The following is a 20,958-nucleotide window of genomic DNA, read 5'->3' as shown; positions in this document are numbered from 1 at the left end:
GGCGGGGGCGCAGACCCATTGACACGGTTCTGACCGGCCGCATAACTTGCGGCAACACGTAATAGTAAACCTTCCTAACAGAAGCTTTCCTGCCGGCGCCGGCGGAGACAGTGAGGTCGCACGACGATGGCCGGAGCCACCCCGGGTACCCCCCGTGTTCTGCGCGCGATGAACGACCGCGCCGCACTGGACCTACTGCTGGCGCACGGACCGCTCTCGCGCACCAGGATCGGCCGGCTCACCGGCCTGTCCAAGCCCACCGCCTCCCAGCTGCTGGCCCGGCTGGAAGCCTGCGGCCTGGTCGTGGCGACCGGCACCGCGGGCGGCCGGCCCGGACCCAGCGCCCAGCTGTACGCGCTCAACGCCTCGGCCGCGCACGTCGCCGGCCTGGACGTCACCCCCGAGCGGATCCGGGCCGCCGTCGCCGACCTCGCCGGCACGGTGATCGGCACCCACGAGGTGGTGCTGGGCGACTCCGACCGACCGGGCGCGGTCGCCCAGGTCACCGGGGCGCTGGACGGCGCCGTCAAGGCGGCCGGGCTGCACCGCACCGGCCTGCACCGGGTGGTGATCGGGACCCCGGGCGCCTTCGACCCGCACACGGGCCGGCTGCGCTACGCCAGCCACCTGCCGGGCTGGCACTCCCCCACCCTGCTCGACGAGCTCGCGGCCGTGCTGCCGATGCCCGTCGAGTACGAGAACGACGTGAACCTCGTCGCGGTCGCCGAACAGCAGCTCGGTGCGGCCCGCGGCCACGACGACTTCGTCCTGCTGTGGAACGAGAGCGGCGTCGGCGCCGCGCTGGTGCTGGGCGGTCGGCTGCACCGCGGCTGGACCGGCGGCGCCGGCGAGGTCGGCTTCATGCCGGTGCCGGGCACCCCGCTGGTGCGGGGCGTCACCCGCGTGAACACCGGCGGGTACCAGGAGCTGGCCGGCGTGGGGGTGGTGCCGCGGCTCGCCCGCGCGCTGGGCATCGAGCCGCCGCCGGCCGCGCCGGACTCGCCGTACGACCCGGAGGTCACCGCCTCGATCGCTCTGCTGGAGTGGGCCGCCGCCGAGGTCGCCGCCGACGCGGCCGCGGGCGAAGGGCCCGCGGGCGAGGTGCTCGTGGGCGACGGGCCCGGCCGGGAGCTCCTGGCGAACTTCGCGACCGGGCTCGCCACCGGTCTGGCGTCGATGGTGGCCGTGCTCGACCCGGAGGTCGTCGTGCTCTCGGGCGCGCTGATCACCGCGGGCGGTGAGCTGCTGCGCGCCCTGGTCGAGTCCGAGCTGGCCGAACTCGCGGCCTCCCGGCCCCGGCTGGTGGTCGGCGAGGTGCGCGAGGAGCCGGTGCTGCGCGGGGCGCTGGCGAGCGCCCTGGCCGCGACCCGCGACGAGGTCTTCGACACCTCGCGCTTCGACCCGGCCCGCTGACCCCGGCCCGGCCCCGCACGACCCGCCGACCCCCGGTCCCGCCCCCGTCCCCTGCCCCTGCCCCTGCCCCTGCCCCGCACGACCGCGCCGCCCCACCCCGTACCGCACGACCCGCTGTGCCGTTCCGTACGTCCTTCCGCTCCGCCGTATCCCCTCCGCCGCGCAGAGAGAGACTCCGTCATGCCCAGGAACCGCCGTGTCGCCGCAGCCGTGACTGCCGCCGCAGCCATATCCCTGATCGCCTCCGGGTGTACCGGCCAGAGCTCCGGCCAGGCCGACGACGACCCGAAGAAGGACGTCACCGTCAACTTCTGGCACGGCTGGTCCGCGCCGAGCGAGGTGAAGGCGATCCAGGACAACATCGCCCGCTTCGAGAAGGCCCACCCGAACATCAAGGTCCGCGTCACCGGCAACATGACCGACGACAAGATCAACCAGGCGCTGCGGGCCGGCGGCGACAAGGCCCCCGACGTCGTCTCCTCCTTCACCACCGACAGCGTGGGCAAGTTCTGCAACTCGGGCGCCTTCACCGACCTCACCCCCTTCCTGGCGAAGTCCGGGATCGACAAGACGAAGGTCTTCCCCAAGCCCCTCCTGGAGTACACCCAGTTCGAGGGCAACCAGTGCACCCTGCCGCTGCTGAACGACGCCTACGGCCTCGTCTACAACAAGGACGCCTTCAAGGCCGCCGGCCTCCCCGACACGCCGCCGAAGACGTGGAGCGAGTTCACCCGCTACGCGCAGAAGCTGACCCGCGCCAAGGGCGACTCGTACGAGCAGCTCGGCCTGATGCCGACCTTCCACGGCTACGAGACCACCCCGATGCGGCTGGCCGCGCAGTGGAGCCCGTCGTACTTCACCCCCGACGGCAAGTCCAACCTGGCCGGCGACCCGGGCTTCGCCGCCATGCTCGACTACCAGAAGGACCTCGTCTCCAAGCTCGGCGGCTACGCGAAGCTGGAGAAGTTCCGGGCCGGCTTCGGTGACGAATGGGGCGCCGAACACCCCTTCCACCAGGGCAAGGTCGCGATGCAGATCGACGGCGAGTGGCGGGTGGGCATGGCCCAGGACGCCAAGGTGCCCTTCGAGATCGGCACCGCGCCGCTGCCCGTGCCCGACGGCCAGGAGGCGGACTACGGCAAGGGCTACCTCGCCGGGACCATCGTCGGCATCGCCCACACCAGCCGCAAGCAGAACGCGGCCTGGGAGCTGGTGAAGTACCTGGCCACGGACACGGACGCGGTGGTGGACTTCGCCAACGCCATCCACAACGTGCCCTCGACGTTCGCCGCCCTGGCCTCGCCGCGGCTGGAGGTCAGCCCGCAGTTCAAGACGTTCATCGACATCGCCCGGCACGCCAAGTCCACCACCACCCCGGCGCAGGCCGACGGCGGCACCTACCAGCTGACCTTCACCGACTTCGCGTACCGGTACGAGAAGGGTGGCGTGTCGGACCTCAAGGCCGGTCTCGCCGCGACCGACAAGCAGATCGACACGGACATCGCGAAGGCGAAGTAACCTCCGATGACCGCCTACACCGCGACCGCCAGGCGGCGGGCCGCCGCGCTGCGGACCCTCGCCTTCATGTCACCGTGGCTGATCGGCTTCGGCGTCTTCTTCGCCTACCCGCTCCTGTCCACCGTCTACTTCTCCTTCATGGACTACGACGGCTTCCGGCCGGCGGAGTTCAACGGCCTGGCCAACTGGAAGTACGTGTTCACGCAGTACCCGATGTTCTGGCCGGCGATGCGGAACACGCTGTGGCTGGTCGTGGTCATGGTCGGCTGCCGGGTGGTGTTCGGGCTCGGCCTCGGCATGCTCGTCACGAAGATCAAGACCGGCGCGGGGATCTTCCGGACCCTGTTCTACCTGCCGTACCTGGCCCCGCCGGTGGCGGCGACCCTCGCCTTCGTCTTCCTCCTCAACCCGGGCACCGGCCCGGCCAACACCGCGCTGGACGCGGTCGGCCTGCCGACGCCCGGCTGGTTCACCGACCCCGCCTGGTCCAAGCCGGCGCTCACCGCGCTCGCCCTGTGGGGCATCGGCGACCTCATGGTGATCTTCCTGGCCGCACTGCTCGACGTGCCGAAGGAGCAGTACGAGGCGGCCGAGCTGGACGGGGCCGGGGCCTGGGCGAAGTTCCGGCACATCACCCTGCCGAACATCTCCCCGATCGTGCTGTTCGCGGTGGTCACCGGCGTGATCCAGACCATGCAGTACTACACGCAGCCGCTGGTCGCGGGGAAGGTCGCCGCCGGTGTGATCGGCGGCTCCGGGCAGCAGTTCGAGCCCGGCTACCCCGAGAAGTCCACGCTGACCCTCCCCCAGCTCGTCTACAACGTGGGCTTCCAGCGTTTCGACTACGGCTCCGCCTGCGTGATCGCGCTGGTGCTCTTCGTCCTCGCCATGGCCTTCACCGCGCTGCTGATGCGCCGCCGCGGCGGACTGATCGAAGCAGGTGACTGACCATGACCACGCGCACCCTGCGCCGCCGGACCGTGCTGCACTGGATCGGCGTGCACTCCCTGGGCGTCGCCGCCGCCCTGTTCTTCGTCCTCCCCTTCGTGTTCCTCTTCCTGACCTCGGTGATGAGCGACCAGCAGGCCCTCACCCGCGACCTGTGGCCGCGGACCTGGGAGTGGGACAACTACGCGAAGGTGTGGGACACCCCGGGCTTCCTGACCTGGTGGCGCAACACGCTGCTGTACGCGGGCCTGGGCACGGTGCTCACCGTGTGCTCCTCCGTGCCGGTCGCGTACGCCCTCGCCAAGTTCCGCTTCCGGGGCCGGCGGCTGTCGCTGATGCTGGTGGTCGCGATGATGATGCTGCCGCCCCAGGTCGTCGTCATCCCCATGTACCTCTTCTGGGCGAAACAGCTGGGGCTCTCCGGGACGCTGTGGCCGCTGATCATCCCGATGGCCTTCGGCGACGCGTTCTCGATCTTCCTGCTGCGGCAGTTCCTCCTGACCATCCCCGACGAGTACCTCGACGCGGCGCGGGTCGACGGCTGCGGTGAACTGCGCACCCTGCTGCGGGTGGTGCTGCCGATGGCCAAGCCCGGCATCGCCGCGGTCGCGCTCTTCCAGTTCTTCGCCGCCTGGAACGACTACTTCGGCCCGCAGATCTACGCCTCCGAGAATCCGGGCGCGTGGACCCTCAGCTACGGCCTGGAGTCCTTCAAGGGCGCCCACCACACCGACTGGAACCTGACCATGGCCGCGACCGTGCTGGTCATGGCCCCGGTGATCGTCCTCTTCTTCTTCGCGCAGAAAGCGTTCGTCGAAGGCGTCACCCTGACCGGAGTGAAAGGCTGAAATGACCATGAAACTCGCAGTGGTGGGCGGCGGTTCCACCTACACGCCCGAGCTGATCGACGGTTTCGCCCGGCTGCGCGACACCCTGCCCATCGGCGAGCTGGTGCTGATCGACCCCGCCGAGGAGCGGCTGGAGCTGATCGGCGCCCTGGCCCGGCGGATCTTCACCCGGCAGGGCCACCCCGGGACCGTGACCACCACCACCGACCTGGACGCGGGCGTCGCGGACGCCGACGCGGTGCTGCTCCAGCTGCGGGTGGGCGGACAGGCCGCCCGGCAGAAGGACGAGACCTGGCCGCTGGACTGCGGCTGCGTCGGGCAGGAGACCACCGGTGCCGGCGGGCTCGCCAAGGCGCTGCGCACGGTCCCGGTGGTGCTCGACATCGCCGAGCGGGTCCGGCGCACCAACCCGGACGCCTGGATCATCGACTTCACCAACCCGGTCGGCATCGTCACCCGGGCCCTGCTCCAGGCAGGCCACAAGGCCGTCGGCCTGTGCAACGTCGCCATCGGCTTCCAGCGGAAGTTCGCCGCGATGCTGGACGTGGCGCCCGCGCAGGTGCACCTCGACCACGTCGGCCTCAACCACCTGACCTGGGAGACCGGCGTACGCGTCGGCGGCCCGGACGGCAAGGACGTACTGCCGGAGCTCCTGGAGCGCAACGGCGACGCCATCGCCGCCGACCTGCGCGTGCCGCGGCCGCTGCTGGACCGGCTCGGCGTGGTCCCGTCGTACTACCTGCGGTACTTCTACGCCCACGACGAGGTGGTGCAGGAGCTGCGCCGGAAGCCCTCGCGGGCCGCCGAGGTGGCCGCGATGGAACGCGAACTGCTGCGCCTGTACGCCGATCCGGCGCTGGACGAGAAGCCGGCGCTGCTCGCCGAGCGCGGCGGGGCCTTCTACTCGGAGGCGGCCGTGGACCTCGCTGCGGCGCTGCTCGGCGACGGCGGCTCCGCCCGGCAGGTCGTCAACACGTACAACAACGGCACCCTGCCGTTCCTCCCCGACGACGCCGTGATCGAGGTGCAGGCGCGCATCGACGGCAGCGTGCGCACCGGCGCCGTCCCGCTGGCCGTGCCCCGGGTGGACCCGCTGTACGCCGGGCTGATCGCGAACGTCACCACGTACGAGGACCTCGCCCTGGAGGCGGCGCTGCACGGCGGCCGCCACCGGGTGTTCCGGGCCCTGCTCGCCCACCCGCTGGTGGGGCAGTACGCGCAGGCGGAGGCGCTGACCGACGCCCTGCTCGCGCACAACAAGGAGCACCTGGCGTGGGCGTGAGCGATCCGCGGGACTCCGTGCTGCTGGCGATCGACGCGGGCAACAGCAAGACCGACGTCGCCTTCGTCGCCGCCGACGGCACGGTCCTCGCCACCGGCCGCGGGCCCGGCTTCCGGCCCACCGCGGCCGGGACCGCGGCGGCCCTGGACCTGATCGCCGCGACCGTCACCGAAGCGGCCGGCCGGGCCCCGTCCCTCGCGGGGTCGCACGGCCCGGTCCGGCACGTCTCGGCCTGCCTGGCCAACGCCGACCTGCCGGTCGAGGAACGGCAGCTGACCGAGGCGCTGAGGGAGCGCGGCTGGGGCCGCAGCGTCGAGGTGCGCAACGACACCTTCGCGATCCTGCGGGCCGGGGTGGACGAGCCGCGCGGGGTCGCGGTGGTCTGCGGGGCGGGCATCAACTGCGTGGGCATGCTGCCGGACGGGCGCACCGCGCGGTTCCCGGCGCTGGGGAAGATCTCCGGCGACTGGGGCGGCGGCGGCGGCCTCGCCGAGGAGGCGCTGTGGTTCGCGGCGCGGGCGGCAGACGGCCGGGGCGGCCCCACCGAGCTGGCGCGGGCGCTGCCCGGGCGGTTCGGGCTGGGCTCGATGGACGAGCTGATCGAGGCGCTGCACCTGGGCACCGTGGAGCGGCACCGCATGCACGAACTGGTGCCGGTGCTCTTCTCGGTGGCCACGGCCGGCGACCCGGTGGCCCGCGCCCTGGTGGCGCAGCAGGCGGACGAGGTGGTGGCCATGGTGGCGGTGGCGCTGCGACGCCTCGACGCCCTGGAGGAAGAGATTCCGGTGCTGCTCGGCGGCAGTGTGCTGGCGGCCGGGCACCCGGAGCTGAACGGCCGGATCCGGGAACGGCTGACCGAGCTGGCCCCGCGGGCCGAGCTGTCCGTGGTCACGGCCGCCCCGGTGCTGGGCGCGGCCCTGCTCGGCCTGGATGCGACGGGCGCGCCCCGGGTTGCCTACGAAAAGTTGAAGGCCCACTTCGGGTGAAGGAGGCCCCCGGCTGGGCAGTCCTGGAACCGTGCGGGACCGCCGCGCGTATAGACGGAAAGGGACCGCGGCCGTTGATTCGAACAAGATCGAGTCATTGATGCTGTGGATGTCGGCCACGGCGGCCATACTGCTGGCCGGGCGGACGACGCCCGGACCGGCGGGAGTCCGCCGGGCGGACATCCGCCGTCCACGGCCCAGGGGGAGGTCAGGTGACATACGCGTCGAGCGCGCCGGCGGTCGCGCCCGGGACCGGGGCACAGCCGCCGCCCGAGCGGGACAGCGCCTGGGCGGAGGCCGTCCAGCGGCTCCGCGCCGCGGCGACCACCGAGCCCGGCCGGCTGCGCATCATCGGGGCGGTGCTGGCCGCGCTGGTGGTGCTGTTCGGCGCGGTCACGGCCTGGCAGATCGCCGACCGGTCGGCCGCGGCCGAGGACGTGGTGAGCCGCAGCCAACCGCTGAGCGCGGACGCGGCGAGCATCTACCGCTCGCTGGCGGACGCCGACACGGCCTCCTCCAGCGGTTTCCTGGCCGGCGGCCAGGAGTCCCGCGCGGTGCGCGACCGGTACCTCAAGGACATTTCCAACGCCTCGCGGCTGCTGGTGAAGGCCGCGGCGAACACCGAGGGCTCGCAGGAGTCCCGGCGCGAGATAGCGCTGCTGGGCGAGCAGCTGCCGCGGTACACGGGCCTGATCGAGCAGGCCCGGGCCAACAACCGGCAGGGCCTCCCACTGGGCGGCGCGTACCTGCGGTACGCCAACGAGCAGATGAGCACGCAACTGCTGCCGGCGGCCCAGCGGCTGTACGAGGCGGAGACCGGCCGGCTGTACCGGGACTACGACGCGGCGAACACCTGGCCGGTGGCCGCGCTGGGCACCGGCGTGCTGGCCATCGGCTTCCTGGTGTGGGCCCAGCGGCGCAACTACCGGCGCACCCACCGCGTGTTCAACCACGGGCTGCTGGCCGCGACGACGGCCTCGGTGGCGGTGCTGCTGTGGCTGGCCGTCGGGCACACCGTGGCCCGGGCGGACCTCGGCGCCTCGCGGGCGGACGGCCAGGAGTCGCTGAAGGTCCTCAACGACGCCCGGATCAGCTCGCTGCAGGCCCGGGCCAACGAGAATCTGACGCTGGTCTCCCGGGGCGCGGTCCTCGCCCCGGACAAGAAGTCCGACAAGTACGACGTGGACTACACCGGGAACATGGCGGGCCTGGACTCCGGGCTGGCCCGCGCCGCCCGGCTGGCCGACGACGAGGCGGGCGCCGAGCCGGTGGCCCGGGCCATGACGGCCGTCCGCGAGTGGCAGGCGCGGCACCAGGCTGCCCGGGCCACCGACGTCAAGGGCGACTACGAAGGCGCGCTGGTCCAGGTGATCGGCGGCCGGGACAGCACCGGCGCCTCGTTCGACAAGGTGGACGCGGCGCTCCAGCAGGCCCTCGCCCACGAGCAGCAGGAGTTCTCGCGGGCCGCCCGGGACGGGCTGGGCGCCTTCGGCGGGCTGGTGGCGGGTGCGGTGGTGCTGGCGGTGCTGGGCGCGCTGGCGTCCCTGCTCGGTATCGGCCGCCGACTTTCGGAGTACAGGTGAGATGCGGATGCGTGTGAGGCGGCGGGAACCGGGTGCGGTGGCCAGGGCCGGCAGGCTCCGCGGCTGGGGCGGGGTGACCGGCATGGCGGCCGCCTGCGCACTGGCGGCGGCGGTGCTGGTGCCGCTGCAGCGGCACGGCGGCCCCGGCGCGCAGGCCCCGGCCGCGGCACCGCGGAGCACCGGGGTGGTGCAGCAGGCCGAGGCCGACACCTGCACGAGCCCGGAGGCCAGCCTGCCGCCGTCCGGGGCGAGCGGCCCGGCCATCGAGCGGATCAAGGCGGCGGGCCGGCTGATCGCCGGCATCGACCAGAACAGCTACCGCTGGGGCTACCGCAATCCGGCCACCGGCCAGCTCGAAGGCTTCGACATCGACCTGGTCAAGGCCATAGCCAAGGACATCCTGGGCGACGAGAACGCGGTGATCTACCGGGCCATCCCCACCAGTCAGCGGATCCCCGCGCTGAAGGAGGGCCGGGTCGACGTGGTCGTCCGGACCATGACGATCAACTGCAAGCGGCTGGAGGACGTGGCGTTCTCGACCGCCTACTTCCAGACCGGACCGCAGGTGCTCGTGCCCAAGGGATCCCCGATCACCGGGTACGACGCCTCCCTGAAGGGCCACAGGATCTGCTCGGCGAGCGGCTCGACGGCCGAGACCGCCCTGAAGGCCGACTCGTTCGGCGCGGACATCTCCGTGACCGTGCCCAACCAGCTGGACTGCCTGGTGCGGCTCCAGTTGGGCGAGGTGGACGGCATGGTCACCGACAACGCGCTCGCGGCCGGTCTGGCCGCGCAGGACCCGTCGGTGCACGTGGTCGGCAGGCCCTTCGCCAAGGAGTTCTACGGCGTCGCCATGAACAAGGACGCGGCGGACCTGGTGCGCCGCGTCAACAAGGTGCTCGACGGCTACCGGCAGGGCGGCGCGAACAGCCGCTGGATGACGGCCTACCGTAAGTGGCTGGCGGCCGACCTCCCGGGCATCACGGCGCCGCCGGCCCCGAAGTACCGGTCCTGAGTACGGTCCTGGCACCGGGGTGCGAGTCACGCTTTTTCGGAACGGCAGAGAGGGCTTCTATGGCCGGCACGGACACCTTTCCCGCCTCCGCGGACGGGCCCGCGGGCCCGGTGATGGACCGGGACGAGGTGGACCGTGCGCTGGCCCGGCTGGATGCCGAGCACGAAGCCGTGGAGACCTCGCTGCTCGCGCTCCAGGACCACGCGGGCCGGCGGCTGCTGGAGGGTGCGCAGCTGACCGGCCTCACCCGGGACCGGTGGGCGGTCACCGAGGCCGCCGTCACCCGCCTGTGGGGGTACTTCGACGCGTACGCGGGGGCGATCGCCGCCGCCCGCGGGATCCGCGAGCGGCGGCGCTGGGCGAGCCGGGAGGACCTGGTGGCCCTCACCGGGCTGCTGCGCGGGCCGGGCGTGACGATCGCCGGCGGCGGCGCGGAGGGCTCGGCGCTGGCCGAGCGGTTCACGCTCGCCGAACTGGTCGCCCGGATGAACGAGCTGTACGCGAGCTCCCTGGACATGGTGGTGGCGGCGGACGCCGTCTGGTCGGCGCTGCCCGCGCGGATCGACCTGCTCGCCGCCGAACTGCACCGCACCCGCTCGCTGGCGCACTCGGTGGGGGTGCGCCCCGGCGAACACCCCTCGGGCGACGACCTGGAGGCCATCACCGCCGAACTGGCCGCGCTGCGGGCCGAGGTGATCGCGGACCCGCTCGCCTTCTGGCAGCCCGCCGCGGGCAGTTCCGCGCCCGGCGGCGGCCGCCCCGACACCGCCCGCTACGACCGGGCGGCCCTCGCGCTGGAGGACGTACGGCGGGAGGTCGAGGCGGTGCTCACCGTGCGCCAGGACGCCGAGCAGCGGCTCATCGGGCTGCGGGACGTGCTGTCGCGGGCCGACCGGACCCTGGCGGAGGCGCGGACCGCCCGCGGCGAGGTGCTGGCGAAGATCGCCGCGTCCGAGGTGCCGGCGGTGAGCGGGCCGCCCACGGTCCTCCAGGAGCAGCTGGCCGCGGCGGCGGAGTACCGGCGGAGCTCGCAGTGGCACCGGCTGTCGCCGCTGCTGGAGTCCCTCGAACAGCGGGCCGAGGAGGAACTCCTGCGCGCCCGCGAGTCGTTGACGGCCGTCACCGCGCCGCTGGCGGTACGGGCCGAGCTGCGCGGCCGGCTGGACGCGTACCGGGCGAAGGTGGCCCGGCACGGGATGGCGGAGGACCTGCTGCTGACGGAGCGCTACGACACCGCGCGCCGGATGCTGTGGAGCGCGCCGTGCGATCTGCGGGCGGCGGAGCAGGCCGTGCTGCGCTACCAGCAGGCGGCGGCCGAGATGCTGGTCCCGCGGCAGCACGAGCCGCAGGACCGGGTGAACGGACCTGAGGAGAGGGCATGACCGAGATGCCGGCGGCGGCCGCGGGGGCGGCGTGCGAGCGCCCTGGATGCCCGGGCGCCTACGAGGACATGGGCGGCGGCGAGCTGTACTGCGGCGACTGCGGTCTGGCGCCGCCCGCCCGCGTGCGGTCGGCCGCCGCGGGGCCGGCCGCCGGCGCGGAGCTGCTGGCCTCGCCGCCCACCGGAATGACGAGCGCGGCCCGCGGGGCCCGCGGATCGCAGGGGTCCCGGGGTTCGCAGGGCTCGCAGGGGTCCCGGGCCTCGGCGCGCGGTTCGGCGTCGGCCCGGTCGGCTTCGTCGCGGTCCTCGACCTCCCGCCGGTCGGTGTCGGGGCGGCTCTCGCGCGCGCTGACGGGCGACTCGGCCTCCACCCGGTCGGTGTCGGTGCGCAGTACCGGCACCGGCACCAGCGGCCTGTCGCGCAACCGGCTGGGGGCCGGGCTGGTCACGGTGCCCGAGGTGCCGCGGCCCGACCCGTCGGCGGCGGTGCTGGAGAACCCGGAGGTCCCCGAGCGCAAGCGGTTCTGCTCGCGTTCGGACTGCGCGGCCCCGGTGGGGCGTTCGCGCGGAGACCGGCCGGGCCGCACCGAGGGCTTCTGCACCAAGTGCGGGCACCCGTACTCCTTCGTGCCGAAGCTGCGCGCCGGCGACGTCGTGCACGGGCAGTACAAGGTGGCGGGCTGCCTCGCGCACGGCGGCCTGGGCTGGGTGTACCTGGCCGTGGACCGGGCGGTCTCGGACCGCTGGGTGGTCCTCAAGGGCCTGCTGGACACCGGCGACCAGGACGCGATGGCCGCGGCGATCTCCGAGCGGCGCTTCCTCGCGGAGATCGAGCACGCCAACATCGTGCGGATCTACAACTTCGTCGAGCACCTCGACCACCGCACCGGCTCGCTCGACGGCTACATCGTGATGGAGTACGTCGGAGGCAAGTCGCTCAAGGAGATAGCGAACGAGCGCCGGCTGCCGGACGGCCGGCGCGACCCGCTGCCGGTCGAGCAGGCCTGCGCGTACGGGATCGAGGCCCTGGAGGCGCTCGGCCACCTGCACAGCCGCAACCTGCTGTACTGCGACTTCAAGGTCGACAACGCGATCCAGCAGCAGAACCAGCTGAAGCTGATCGACATGGGTGCGGTCCGCCGCATGGGCGACGACGACTCGGCGCTCTACGGCACGGTGGGCTACCAGGCCCCGGAGGTCGCCGAGCTGGGCCCGTCGGTCGCCTCCGACCTGTACACGGTCGCGCGCACGCTGGCCGTGCTGACCTTCGACTTCCAGGGCTACACCAACATCTTCGTGGACAGCCTGCCGGACCCCGACCACATCGAGGTCTTCCGGCGGTACGAGTCCTTCTACCGGCTTCTGGTCCGGGCCACCGACCCGGATCCGGGCCGCCGGTTCGCGTCCGCGCAGGAGATGGCGGAGCAGCTCACGGGCGTGCTGCGGGAGGTCGTCGCCCTGCAGACGGGCCGGCCGCGGCCGCAGCTGTCCACCCTGTTCGGGGCGGAGCTGCGGGTGGCGGACACGGACTTGTTCGCGGAGCGGGGCGCCGAGGTGTCGCGGCTCGGCGAGCGGTCCGTGCCGCCCCGGCGCGGGCTCTTCCGGCGCGCGGCGGCCGGGGCGGGTGCGCCGGGCCTGCCCGCGGGACCGGCCGCCGCAGCCGCGGCGGGCGTGCCCGCGGGGGCCGGTGTGCCCGTGCAGGGCGGGGCGCCGGGCGCGGTGACCGCGATGGTCCCGGCCGGGGCCGGTGCGTACGGCGCGGGCGGATCGTACGGCGCGGGCGGTGCGTACGGGCCCGGGGGCGGGTCCGGGGCCGGGGGTGCGGCGGTCGCCGCACTCGCGACTTCGGCCACCCACGTGGCGGGCGGCATCGGCGCGGCCCCCGGGTACGCGGCGGTGCCCGCGCCCCGGGGAGCGGGCGAGTCCGGGGCGGCCGCGACCGCGGCGGCGGCCGGTACGGCACCGGGCGCGGTCCCGGCCGGGCCCGCCGCACCGGGGGCGGGCATGCTGGCGCCGCTGGACGCGCCGGGCACGGCCCTCGCGCTGCCCGAGCCGCTGGTGGACAACTCCGACCCCAACGCCGGCTTCCTCGCCGGCCTGATGGGCTCCGCCGCCGCCGACCTGCTGGGCGCCCTGGCCGCCGCGCCCGCCGACTCGGTGGAGCTGCGCCTGCGGGAGCTGCGGGCCCGCCTGGAGCTGGGCGAACTCGCCGTCGCCGCGTCGGCGCTGACGGAACTGGAGGCCCGCCACCCCGACGACTGGCGGGTGGTCTGGTCCCGCGGGATCGCCGCCCTGGCCGGCGGGGACAACGAACTCGCGGCGCTGTCCTTCGACGCCGTCTACGACGCGTTCCCCGGCGAGCCGGCCCCGAAGCTGGCGCTCGGCTTCTGCGCGGAGGTGCTGGGCCAGCTCGACAACGCGGCCGAGTACTACCGGCTGGTCTGGGCCACCGACCCCGGCTTCGTGAGCGCGGCGTTCGGCCTGGCCCGGGTCCGGCTGGCCACCGGCGACCGGGCCGGTGCGGTGCGCACCCTGGAGTCCGTACCGCCGACGTCCATCCACTACACGGCGGCGCGGGTGGCGGCCGTACGGGCCCGGCTGCGCGACCGCTCGCCGCTGGAGCCGCTGCTGGCCGATCTGACGGCCGCGGCGGGGCAGGTGGAGGAGCTGCGGCGGGCCAGGCTGGACGCGGTGCGCCACGAGCGGCTGTCGGCCGAAGTTCTGGGCTCGGCGCTCGACTGGGTACTGTCGGGTAGCCGGGGTGCCAATCCCGGGCAGACCTCGCTGCTCGGCAGCCAACTGGACGAGCAGGGGCTGCGCTTCGGCCTGGAGCGCTCCTACCGCTTGCTCGCGAGGCTGGCGCAGCGCGGCGAGGAGACGATCGAACTGGTGGAGCGGGCAAACCGTTTCCGTCCCCGAACGTGGGTGTGAGTGATGGCTCGGATGAATCGGCAGTCGGGCTGCCCCAGCTGCGCGGAGCCGCTGGAGGAGGGCGACCGTTTCTGCGGCCGCTGCGGATACTCCCTGTCGGCGCCGCCGTCCCAGGACGACCGCCCCACGGTCCGGCTGACGGGTCCGCACGCGGGCCCCTCCGGCCCGTGGGGCGCGGGTGCGCACGCGCCCGGACCCGACGCGGCCGGCCTGCCGGGCGGCGCCCCGTGGGCCACCGGGACGACTCCGGGAGCCGGCCCGGCCCCGACGACCGGACCGCACGCCGGCTCGGCCGCCGGACCGCAGGCCGGGCCGCACGCCGGTCCGGGTGCCGGGCCACGCGTCAGCACGGGTGCCGGGCTGCCGTTCGGGGCCGCGGAGCCGTCCGTGCGCTTCGACGGGCCCGGGTACCCCGCCCCGCCGGCCGCCGCCCACGAGCCCGCCCCCGGTCCTGCGCCCGAGCCCCCGCACGCGCCGTCCCCGCACACGCCGTCCCCGCAGCCGCCGTCCCCGCAGCCGCCCTACGAGGCCCCCTACGAGCCGCCGTACGACCACGCCTACGACCACGCGTACGAGCCGGCGCCCGGGACCGCCGGGCCGCCCGCGGACCCCGCCGCGACCGCTCCGGCGGGCGCGGCCCCCGAACCGGCCGCGCAGCCGGCCCCGGCGGCCCCCGGCGGCAAGACCTGTGTGGCGTGCCGGGCCGGCCGGGTCGACACCGACGGGTACTGCGAGCACTGCGGGCACGCCCAGCCGCGGGAGCGCGACCACCAGGAGGAGGAGCTCGGCAGCGTCGCCGCCGTCAGCGACCGCGGGCTGCGCCACCACCGCAACGAGGACTCCTTCGCGGTGGCGGCGACCAGCCTGCCGGACGGGTCCACCGCCACCGTGGCCGTGGTCTGCGACGGGGTGTCCTCCGCCAGCCGGCCCGACGACGCCTCCGCGGCCGCCGCGGCCGCCGCCAACGAGGCGCTGCTGGAGGCCCTGCCCCGCGGCACCCACCCGCAGCAGGCCATGCACGAGGCCATCGTCACCGCGGGCGCCGCCGTCAACGCGCTCGCCCCCGAGGTCTCCGGCCACCAGAACGCCCCCGCCTGCACCCTGGTGGGCGCGGTCGCCATGGGCGGCCTGCTCGTCATCGGCTGGGTCGGCGACAGCCGCGCCTACTGGGTCCCCGACGACCGCAGCACCCCGTCCGCCCGCCTCACCGAGGACGACTCCTGGGCCGCCCAGATGGTCGCGGCGGGCCTGATGGGCGAGGCCGAGGCGTACGCGGATGTACGCGCCCACGCGATCACCGGCTGGCTCGGCGCCGACGCGTACGAGCTGGAGCCGCACACCGCCGCCTTCAAGCCCGACCGCCCCGGCGTGGTCGTCGTCTGCACGGACGGCCTGTGGAACTACGCCGAGTCCGCCGCGGAGATGGCCCGGGTCCTGCCGGCCGACGCCGCCGCACGCCCGCTGCACAGCGCCCAGGTGCTGGTGGGGCACGCCCTGGACGGCGGCGGCCACGACAACGTGACCGTGGCCGTGCTGCCGTTCCCGGGACCGCCCCGCCCCTGACGCGCCACCGACGTTCTCCAAGGAGCCGACCGAATGGCCAACTTCGCCAAGCCCAGTGCGCCGCGATTCGCCGTGGAGGTGTACCAGAACGCGTACCTGCCCGAGGGCGGGCGGGAGGTCAGCGCCATCGTCACGGTGGTGTCCTCGGGCGGCGCCAAGCTGTCCGCCCGCGGCGCCGGCGGGCCGGCCGCCGACTCCGCCGTCGTCCTCATGGTCGACTGCTCGGGGTCCATGGACTACCCGCCGGAGAAGATGCGCAACGCCCGGGACGCCACCGCGGCCGCCGTGGACACGCTGCGCGACGGCACCGCCTTCGCGGTGATCGCCGGCACCCACGTGGCCAAGGACGTCTACCCGGGCGGCGGCCGGCTCGCCATCGCCGACGCCCGCACCCGCGAGGAGGCCAAGACGGCGCTGCGCCGGCTCACCGCGGGCGGCGGCACCGCCATCGGCACCTGGCTGCGGCTCGCCGAGCGGCTCTTCGCCGGAACCGAAGCCGCCATCCGGCACGGCATCCTGCTCACCGACGGCCGCAACGAGCACGAGACCCCCGAGGCGCTCGCCACGGCGCTGAACCACTGCGAGGGCCGCTTCACGTGCGACGCCCGCGGGGTCGGCTACGACTGGGAGGTCAAGGAGGTCACCGGGATCGCGACCGCGCTGCTCGGCTCCGCCGACATCGTGCCCGAGCCTCAGGGCCTCGCCGCGGACTTCACGCAGATGATGGAGAGCGCCATGGGCAAGGAGGTCGCCGACGTGGCGCTGCGCCTGTGGACGCCGGTCGGCGCCGAGGTGCTGTTCGTGAAGCAGGTCGCGCCCACGGTGGTGGACCTGTCCGGCCGCCGTACCGAGGCCGGGCCGCGCGCCGGGGACTATCCGACCGGCTCGTGGGGCGACGAATCCCGCGACTACCACGTGTGCGTTCGGGTCTCGGCCGCCGGTGTGGGCCAGGAGATGCTGGCCGCCCGCGCCTCCCTGGTGCAGCCGGACCCGGCCGGCGGCCCGGCCACCGTGCTGTCCCACGGCCTGGTGCGCGCCGTGTGGACCAACGACTTGGCGGAATCGACCGCAATCAACCCTCAAGTGGCGCATTACACAGGCCAGGCGGAGCTCGCCGAGGTGATCCAACTGGGCCTGGAAGCCCGCAAATCGGGAGATTTCGACAATGCGACGGCAAAGTTGGGGCGGGCCGTGCAGCTGGCGAGTGCATCGGGGAACGAAGACACTGCGAAACTGCTCGCGAAGGTGGTCGACGTCGTCGATGCCGCGGCAGGTACTGTGCGGCTGAAAGCGAAGGTGACGGATGCGGACGAGATGACTCTCGAAACGCGTTCGACTCAGACCGTTCGAGTGAAGAAGTCCTGAGATGCGGCCCGACGGGGGCCCGACAGGGAGAGGGGGAAGGGCCGACATGCCGACCTGCCCGAACGGACACCCATCGGTCACCGATGACTGGTGCGAGGTCTGCGGCATCCGCATGGGGGGACCCGGCGCACCGACCGGCGCCACGCCTCCCCCGCCGCCCTCCTACGGGTACGGCTTCCCGCCGGTCGGCGGCGACCCGACCGCGCAGGCCGAACTCTGCCCGCAGTGCCGCACCCCGCGCGAGGCCATGGCCCCGTTCTGCGAGGAGTGCCGCTACAACTTCCTGACCCGCTCGGCCACCTCGTACAACCCGGCGGCCCCGCCGCACGGCGCGCCCGGACAGCACCAGCAGCACCCCCAGCAGCACCAGGCGCCGCAGCACCCGGGGGGTCCGCAGTCCGGCCCCGGGATGAACCTGCCGCCCGGCTTCCAGCAGCACCAGCAGCCCGGCCAGCACCCGCAGTCCCAGCAGCACCCCCAGTCTCAGCAGCAGTCCCGGCAGCCGCAGGACCCGTTCGAGTACCAGGGTTCGCGGCCCTCGCAGGTGAACCGTCCCGCCGAGCCGCTGCCGCCCGAGTCCTCCGGTCCGCCGCGGCCGCCGGGCCTGCACCCGCAGGCTCCGGTGCTGCCGCCGCTGCCCGGCTTCGAGCAGCCCGCGCAGCAGCCGCCGCACCTCCGGCAGCGCCCCCAGCAGCCCTCCCCGCAGCAGACCGGCGGGGACGACTGGCTGCTGCCGCCGCCCGGACAGCAGGGCGGGCCGGGCCGGCAGCCCTTCCCCCCGCACCAGGGCGGACAGCAGCCCCCCGGCCAGTACCAGCAGCACGGCCAGCGGCAGGGTCAGCACCCCGGCCAGGGGCAGCACCAGCCGTTCCCGGGGCAGGGCGGCAGCTGGTCGGCGACGATCGGCCCGGACCGTGCGTACTTCATGGCGATGATGCACCGCAGCGGGCCCGAGGCGGCGGGGCTCAACCTGCCCGCGTACGCGCCCGAGCAGCACCTCGTGCTGGCCGGCGGCCAGATCACGATCGGCCGCCGCCGGCAGGCCACCGGCGAGTCCCCGGACATCGACCTGTCGGTGCCGCCGGAGGACCCGGGCGTCTCGCACCAGCACGCCGTGCTGGTGCAGCAGCCCGACGGCAGCTGGGCGGTGGTGGACCAGAACTCCACCAACGGCACCACGATCAACGGCGGCGAGGAGCCGATCCAGCCCTACGTCCCCGTGCCGCTCGGCGACGGCGACCGGGTGCACGTCGGCGCCTGGACCACCATCACCGTCCACCGCGCCTGACACGACCTGCGCCGGCGCTAGTCCGTCCCGGCGCGCTCCCCCAGGGGCCACACGTAGGGCCCCTGGGGATCGTCGAGCCAGGACCACTGGCCGGCCGGGCCGACGGTCACCCCGAACCGCTCCCGGCCGGGCCGCCCCTCGTGCCGCCACAGGTCCAGGGCCTCGCGCGGGCCCAGCGCGCCCGCGGTGAGCGTGAGCATGAAGTGGAAGCGCTCGTTCTCCAGCACGTCGTACGGCAGCCCGCCGCCCGCGTGGGTGGTGTACGGGGCCCGGCTGCCGCCGCGCAGCGGCACGAAGTACGCCGACGTGTGCAGGAAGCCGCCCTCCGCGAACTCCGCGTCCCGCACCCGCAGCGCGATCAGCCCCGTCGACAGCGGAGCCAGGATCCGCGCGCCGGGCCGGCACTGTCCCAGCCACGCGAACGGGATCATCGGCAGCGTGCAGGTGACGATGATGCGGTCGAAAGGGGCGCGGCCGGGACAGCCGCGCGCGCCGTCGCCGGTCACCACGACCGGGTGGTAGCCGAGCAGCGCCAGGTGTGCCCGTGCCGACTCGGTGATCTCCTCCTCCAGGTCCACGCTCGTGACGAGGTCGTCGCCGAGGCGGTGGCACAGCAGCGCCGCGTTGTAGCCGGTGCCCGTGCCGATCTCCAGGACCGCGTCGCCGTCGCCGACGTCCAGCGCGTGCAGCATCTTCGCCATCAGGGAGGGCTGGCTGCTGGAGGAGACCAGCTCGCCGTCCCGCAGCCGGGTGGCCAGCGGCGCGTCCGCGTACACCCCGCGCAGCCAGGCGGCCTGCCGGGCCGGGTCGGGGTCCTCCCCCCACAGCCGGTCGTTCCCGGCGCCGCGGCCCACGTAGTAGTACGGGACGAAGACGTGCCGGGGCACGGCTTCGAAGGCCGCCCGCCAGGCGGGGTCGGACAGCGCCCCGGCGGCGGTCAGCTCCCGCACCTGCGCGGCGTGCGCGGCGGCCCGCAGGTCCCGCGCCCCGGCCGCGTGTGCGCCGCGTGCGCCCATACGTCCACTGTCCTGCGTGGCGGCGGCCGGCGCCACGCGCGCGGTCCCCGGCACCGGGCGGACCCGCTCGTGCCACCGGGGCCCCTGGGGAGCGGTCGGGGCAGGAGTCCTAGGACCGGGGACCTCCGTCCGGGCGTCTGAGACGATGGTCGGGTGAACGATATTCCGCGGGGCACACTGCAGGAGCAGACCTTCTACGAGCAGGTCGGCGGCGAGGCGACCTTCCGGCGCCTGGTCCGGCGCTTCTACCAGGGGGTCGCCGAGGACCCGCTGCTGCGGCCGATGTACCCGGAGGAGGACCTCGGGCCGGCCGAGGAGCGCTTCGCCCTGTTCCTCATGCAGTACTGGGGCGGACCCACCACGTACAGCGACAACCGGGGCCACCCGCGGCTGCGGATGCGGCACGCGCCGTTCGTGGTGGACAAGGCGGCGCACGACGCGTGGCTGAAGCACATGCGCGAGGCCGTCGACGAGCTCGGGCTCGCGCCCGAACTCGAACAGCAGCTGTGGCGCTACCTGACGTACGCGGCCGGCTCCATGGTGAACACCCCGGGCTGAGCCCGCGCACGTCAGACGCTGAGCCCGCGCACGTCAGACGCTGAGCCCGCGCACGTCAGACGCTGAGCCCGCGTTCGTCAGACGGGGCGAACCTGGAGTGCGCCCAGGCCGCCGCCGGACCGGCGGGCGGCCACCGAGCCGTACGGGGTGCGCAGCCGCAGCCAGGACCCGGCGGACAGCAGCGCCATCGGCTGGGGCACGGGGGATTCGGCGGGTCCGCCGGCAGCGCCTGATCCGGCGGGCGCGGTGGCGAGCACCGGCCGCAGGAAGCCCAGCGACTGGGCGGCGTGCACGGCGCGCAGCGGAAGGTCGGTCTCGCCGAGGGTGCGGGACCAGATCTCGCGGCCGATCCGGTCGCGCTCGGCGCGGGTGCGCCGGTCGGCGGGCAGTGCCTCGTCCCGCGCACGGAACTCCGCGACGGCCGCGGCGACCGCGGCCCGCATCGCCTCGGGCCCGGGCAGCCCCGGCAGCTGCTGCCAGCCGCCGCGGGGCGGGAGCACCCCGGCCCAGGGCGGTCCGGTGACCGCACCGGGCACCCCGGCCGTGCCGGCGGCCTCGTCGATCGCCTCCAGCAGTTCGCCCGCGGAGACGGTCAGGTCCAGCCGCGCGGGCTCGGCGAGCCGGGCCGTGCGGATGGCGAGCACCTCGAAGGACGGCGGACGGCCGAAGACCGCGAGCGCGCCGCCGCCTGCCTGCAGGCGGACGGCGGCGGCACGGTCGTAGTGCACCAGCCGGCCCAGGAAGGCGGCGAGGTCCGCCGCCTCCCCGGAATCGGCGAAGCGCAGCTGCGTCCCGGCGGGCCCGGTCATGCCGCGACGGGCCCTTCCGGGGTGTCGGGCTCGTCCAGGTACTTCTCCAGGAAGTACCGCTCCTCGGCGGTGATGCGGCGGGGCCGCCCCTCCGCGAGGTTGTACGGAACCACGACGGTGGAGGCCCGCACGTAGACCCGCTCCGGCGCGTCCTCGGTCGCCTCGTCCTTGACCTCGTAGCCGATGGTCAGGGACGCGGCGCCGATCCGGGTCACCCAGGACTCGATGAGCACCGGTTCGTGCCGGTGCAGCAGGGGCAGCTTGTAGTCGATCTCGTGCCGGGCCACGACGGACCCGCCCGTGAAGGACTCACTGCCCTCGCCCGGCGCCAGCCGGAACATGAAGTCGATGCGCGCCTCCTCCAGGTACCGGAGGAAGACGACGTTGTTGACGTGCCCGAAGGCGTCCATGTCCGACCAGCGCAAGGGGCACCGGTATATGTGGCGGGCCATGC

The 20,958-nt window shown here is 74.3% G+C and carries 17 protein-coding genes; 14 read left to right on the top strand and 3 right to left on the bottom strand.

From position 1 onward, the window contains the following. Window positions 1-126: 126 nt before the first annotated feature. The 13 genes from OG764_RS23650 (at window position 127) to OG764_RS23590 (ending at window position 18,121) form a co-directional block, all read left to right on the top strand. Complete coding sequence (locus OG764_RS23650; RefSeq protein ID WP_328970425.1) at window positions 127-1,413, top strand: ROK family transcriptional regulator; 1,287 nt, start codon at window positions 127-129, stop codon at window positions 1,411-1,413. A gap of 180 nt (window positions 1,414-1,593) precedes the next feature. After that, a complete protein-coding gene (locus OG764_RS23645; protein ID WP_328970424.1) occupies window positions 1,594-2,931 on the top strand; it encodes an ABC transporter substrate-binding protein in 1,338 nt (445 codons plus the stop codon). A 6-nt stretch (window positions 2,932-2,937) separates the two neighbouring features. Beyond that, a complete protein-coding gene (locus OG764_RS23640) occupies window positions 2,938-3,879 on the top strand; it encodes a carbohydrate ABC transporter permease (protein ID WP_328970423.1) in 942 nt (313 codons plus the stop codon). 2 nt (window positions 3,880-3,881) lie between these two features. Continuing rightward, the gene (locus OG764_RS23635) at window positions 3,882-4,727 is read left to right on the top strand and encodes a carbohydrate ABC transporter permease (protein WP_328970422.1); all 846 of its coding nucleotides are present in this window, start codon (window positions 3,882-3,884) and stop codon (window positions 4,725-4,727) included. Window positions 4,728-4,734: 7 nt separating this feature from the next. After that, window positions 4,735-6,009: a 6-phospho-beta-glucosidase gene (locus tag OG764_RS23630; RefSeq protein ID WP_328970421.1), complete on the top strand. Its 1,275-nt coding sequence runs from the start codon at window positions 4,735-4,737 to the stop codon at window positions 6,007-6,009. Next, window positions 6,000-6,995, top strand: coding sequence for an N-acetylglucosamine kinase (locus tag OG764_RS23625; protein ID WP_328970420.1), 996 nt, complete (start codon window positions 6,000-6,002; stop codon window positions 6,993-6,995). Before OG764_RS23630 ends, OG764_RS23625 begins: the two co-directional genes overlap by 10 nt. A 212-nt stretch (window positions 6,996-7,207) precedes the next feature. Then, window positions 7,208-8,578 carry a hypothetical protein gene (locus OG764_RS23620; protein WP_328970419.1) on the top strand — a complete coding sequence of 457 codons (1,371 nt, stop codon included), beginning with the start codon at window positions 7,208-7,210 and terminating at the stop codon, window positions 8,576-8,578. Window positions 8,579-8,585: 7 nt separating this feature from the next. Next, window positions 8,586-9,593 carry a glutamate ABC transporter substrate-binding protein gene (locus tag OG764_RS23615; protein WP_443056024.1) on the top strand — a complete coding sequence of 336 codons (1,008 nt, stop codon included), beginning with the start codon at window positions 8,586-8,588 and terminating at the stop codon, window positions 9,591-9,593. A 59-nt stretch (window positions 9,594-9,652) separates the two neighbouring features. Further along, window positions 9,653-10,975, top strand: coding sequence for a hypothetical protein (locus OG764_RS23610; RefSeq protein ID WP_328970417.1), 1,323 nt, complete (start codon window positions 9,653-9,655; stop codon window positions 10,973-10,975). Further along, window positions 10,972-13,905 (top strand): serine/threonine-protein kinase, encoded by a 2,934-nt coding sequence (locus tag OG764_RS23605; RefSeq protein WP_328970416.1) that lies wholly within the window; start codon window positions 10,972-10,974, stop codon window positions 13,903-13,905. The genes OG764_RS23610 and OG764_RS23605 overlap by 4 nt, the downstream gene beginning before the upstream one ends. A 3-nt stretch (window positions 13,906-13,908) precedes the next feature. Then, on the top strand, window positions 13,909-15,468 hold the full coding sequence (locus tag OG764_RS23600; RefSeq protein WP_328970415.1) for a protein phosphatase 2C domain-containing protein: 1,560 nt from the start codon (window positions 13,909-13,911) through the stop codon (window positions 15,466-15,468). 33 nt (window positions 15,469-15,501) lie between these two features. Continuing rightward, window positions 15,502-16,833, top strand: a complete 1,332-nt coding sequence (locus tag OG764_RS23595; RefSeq protein ID WP_328970414.1) for a vWA domain-containing protein — start codon at window positions 15,502-15,504, stop codon at window positions 16,831-16,833. Window positions 16,834-16,879: 46 nt separating this feature from the next. Then, window positions 16,880-18,121, top strand: coding sequence for an FHA domain-containing protein (locus OG764_RS23590; protein WP_328970413.1), 1,242 nt, complete (start codon window positions 16,880-16,882; stop codon window positions 18,119-18,121). A 17-nt stretch (window positions 18,122-18,138) separates the two neighbouring features. On the opposite strand, the gene OG764_RS23585 is transcribed toward OG764_RS23590, so the two are convergent. Continuing rightward, complete coding sequence (locus tag OG764_RS23585) at window positions 18,139-19,137, bottom strand: methyltransferase domain-containing protein (RefSeq protein ID WP_328970412.1); 999 nt, start codon at window positions 19,135-19,137, stop codon at window positions 18,139-18,141. Window positions 19,138-19,290: 153 nt separating this feature from the next. On the opposite strand from OG764_RS23585, the gene OG764_RS23580 reads away from it, so the two are divergent. Next, complete coding sequence (locus OG764_RS23580; RefSeq protein WP_328970411.1) at window positions 19,291-19,695, top strand: globin; 405 nt, start codon at window positions 19,291-19,293, stop codon at window positions 19,693-19,695. A gap of 77 nt (window positions 19,696-19,772) precedes the next feature. On the opposite strand, the gene OG764_RS23575 is transcribed toward OG764_RS23580, so the two are convergent. Both OG764_RS23575 and OG764_RS23570 read right to left on the bottom strand, forming a co-directional pair. Continuing rightward, window positions 19,773-20,504, bottom strand: a complete 732-nt coding sequence (locus OG764_RS23575; RefSeq protein WP_328970410.1) for a hypothetical protein — start codon at window positions 20,502-20,504, stop codon at window positions 19,773-19,775. Next, on the bottom strand, window positions 20,501-20,956 hold the full coding sequence (locus tag OG764_RS23570; protein WP_328970409.1) for an acyl-CoA thioesterase: 456 nt from the start codon (window positions 20,954-20,956) through the stop codon (window positions 20,501-20,503). Before OG764_RS23570 ends, OG764_RS23575 begins: the two co-directional genes overlap by 4 nt. Between the last annotated feature and the right edge of the window lie 2 nt (window positions 20,957-20,958).

It is taken from the genome of Streptomyces sp. NBC_00239, assembly GCF_036194065.1.
Classification (GTDB): Bacteria; Actinomycetota; Actinomycetes; order Streptomycetales; family Streptomycetaceae; genus Streptomyces.
Note: the sequence above shows the minus strand (reverse complement) of the source record. Positions and strands in the feature narration are given on the sequence as shown.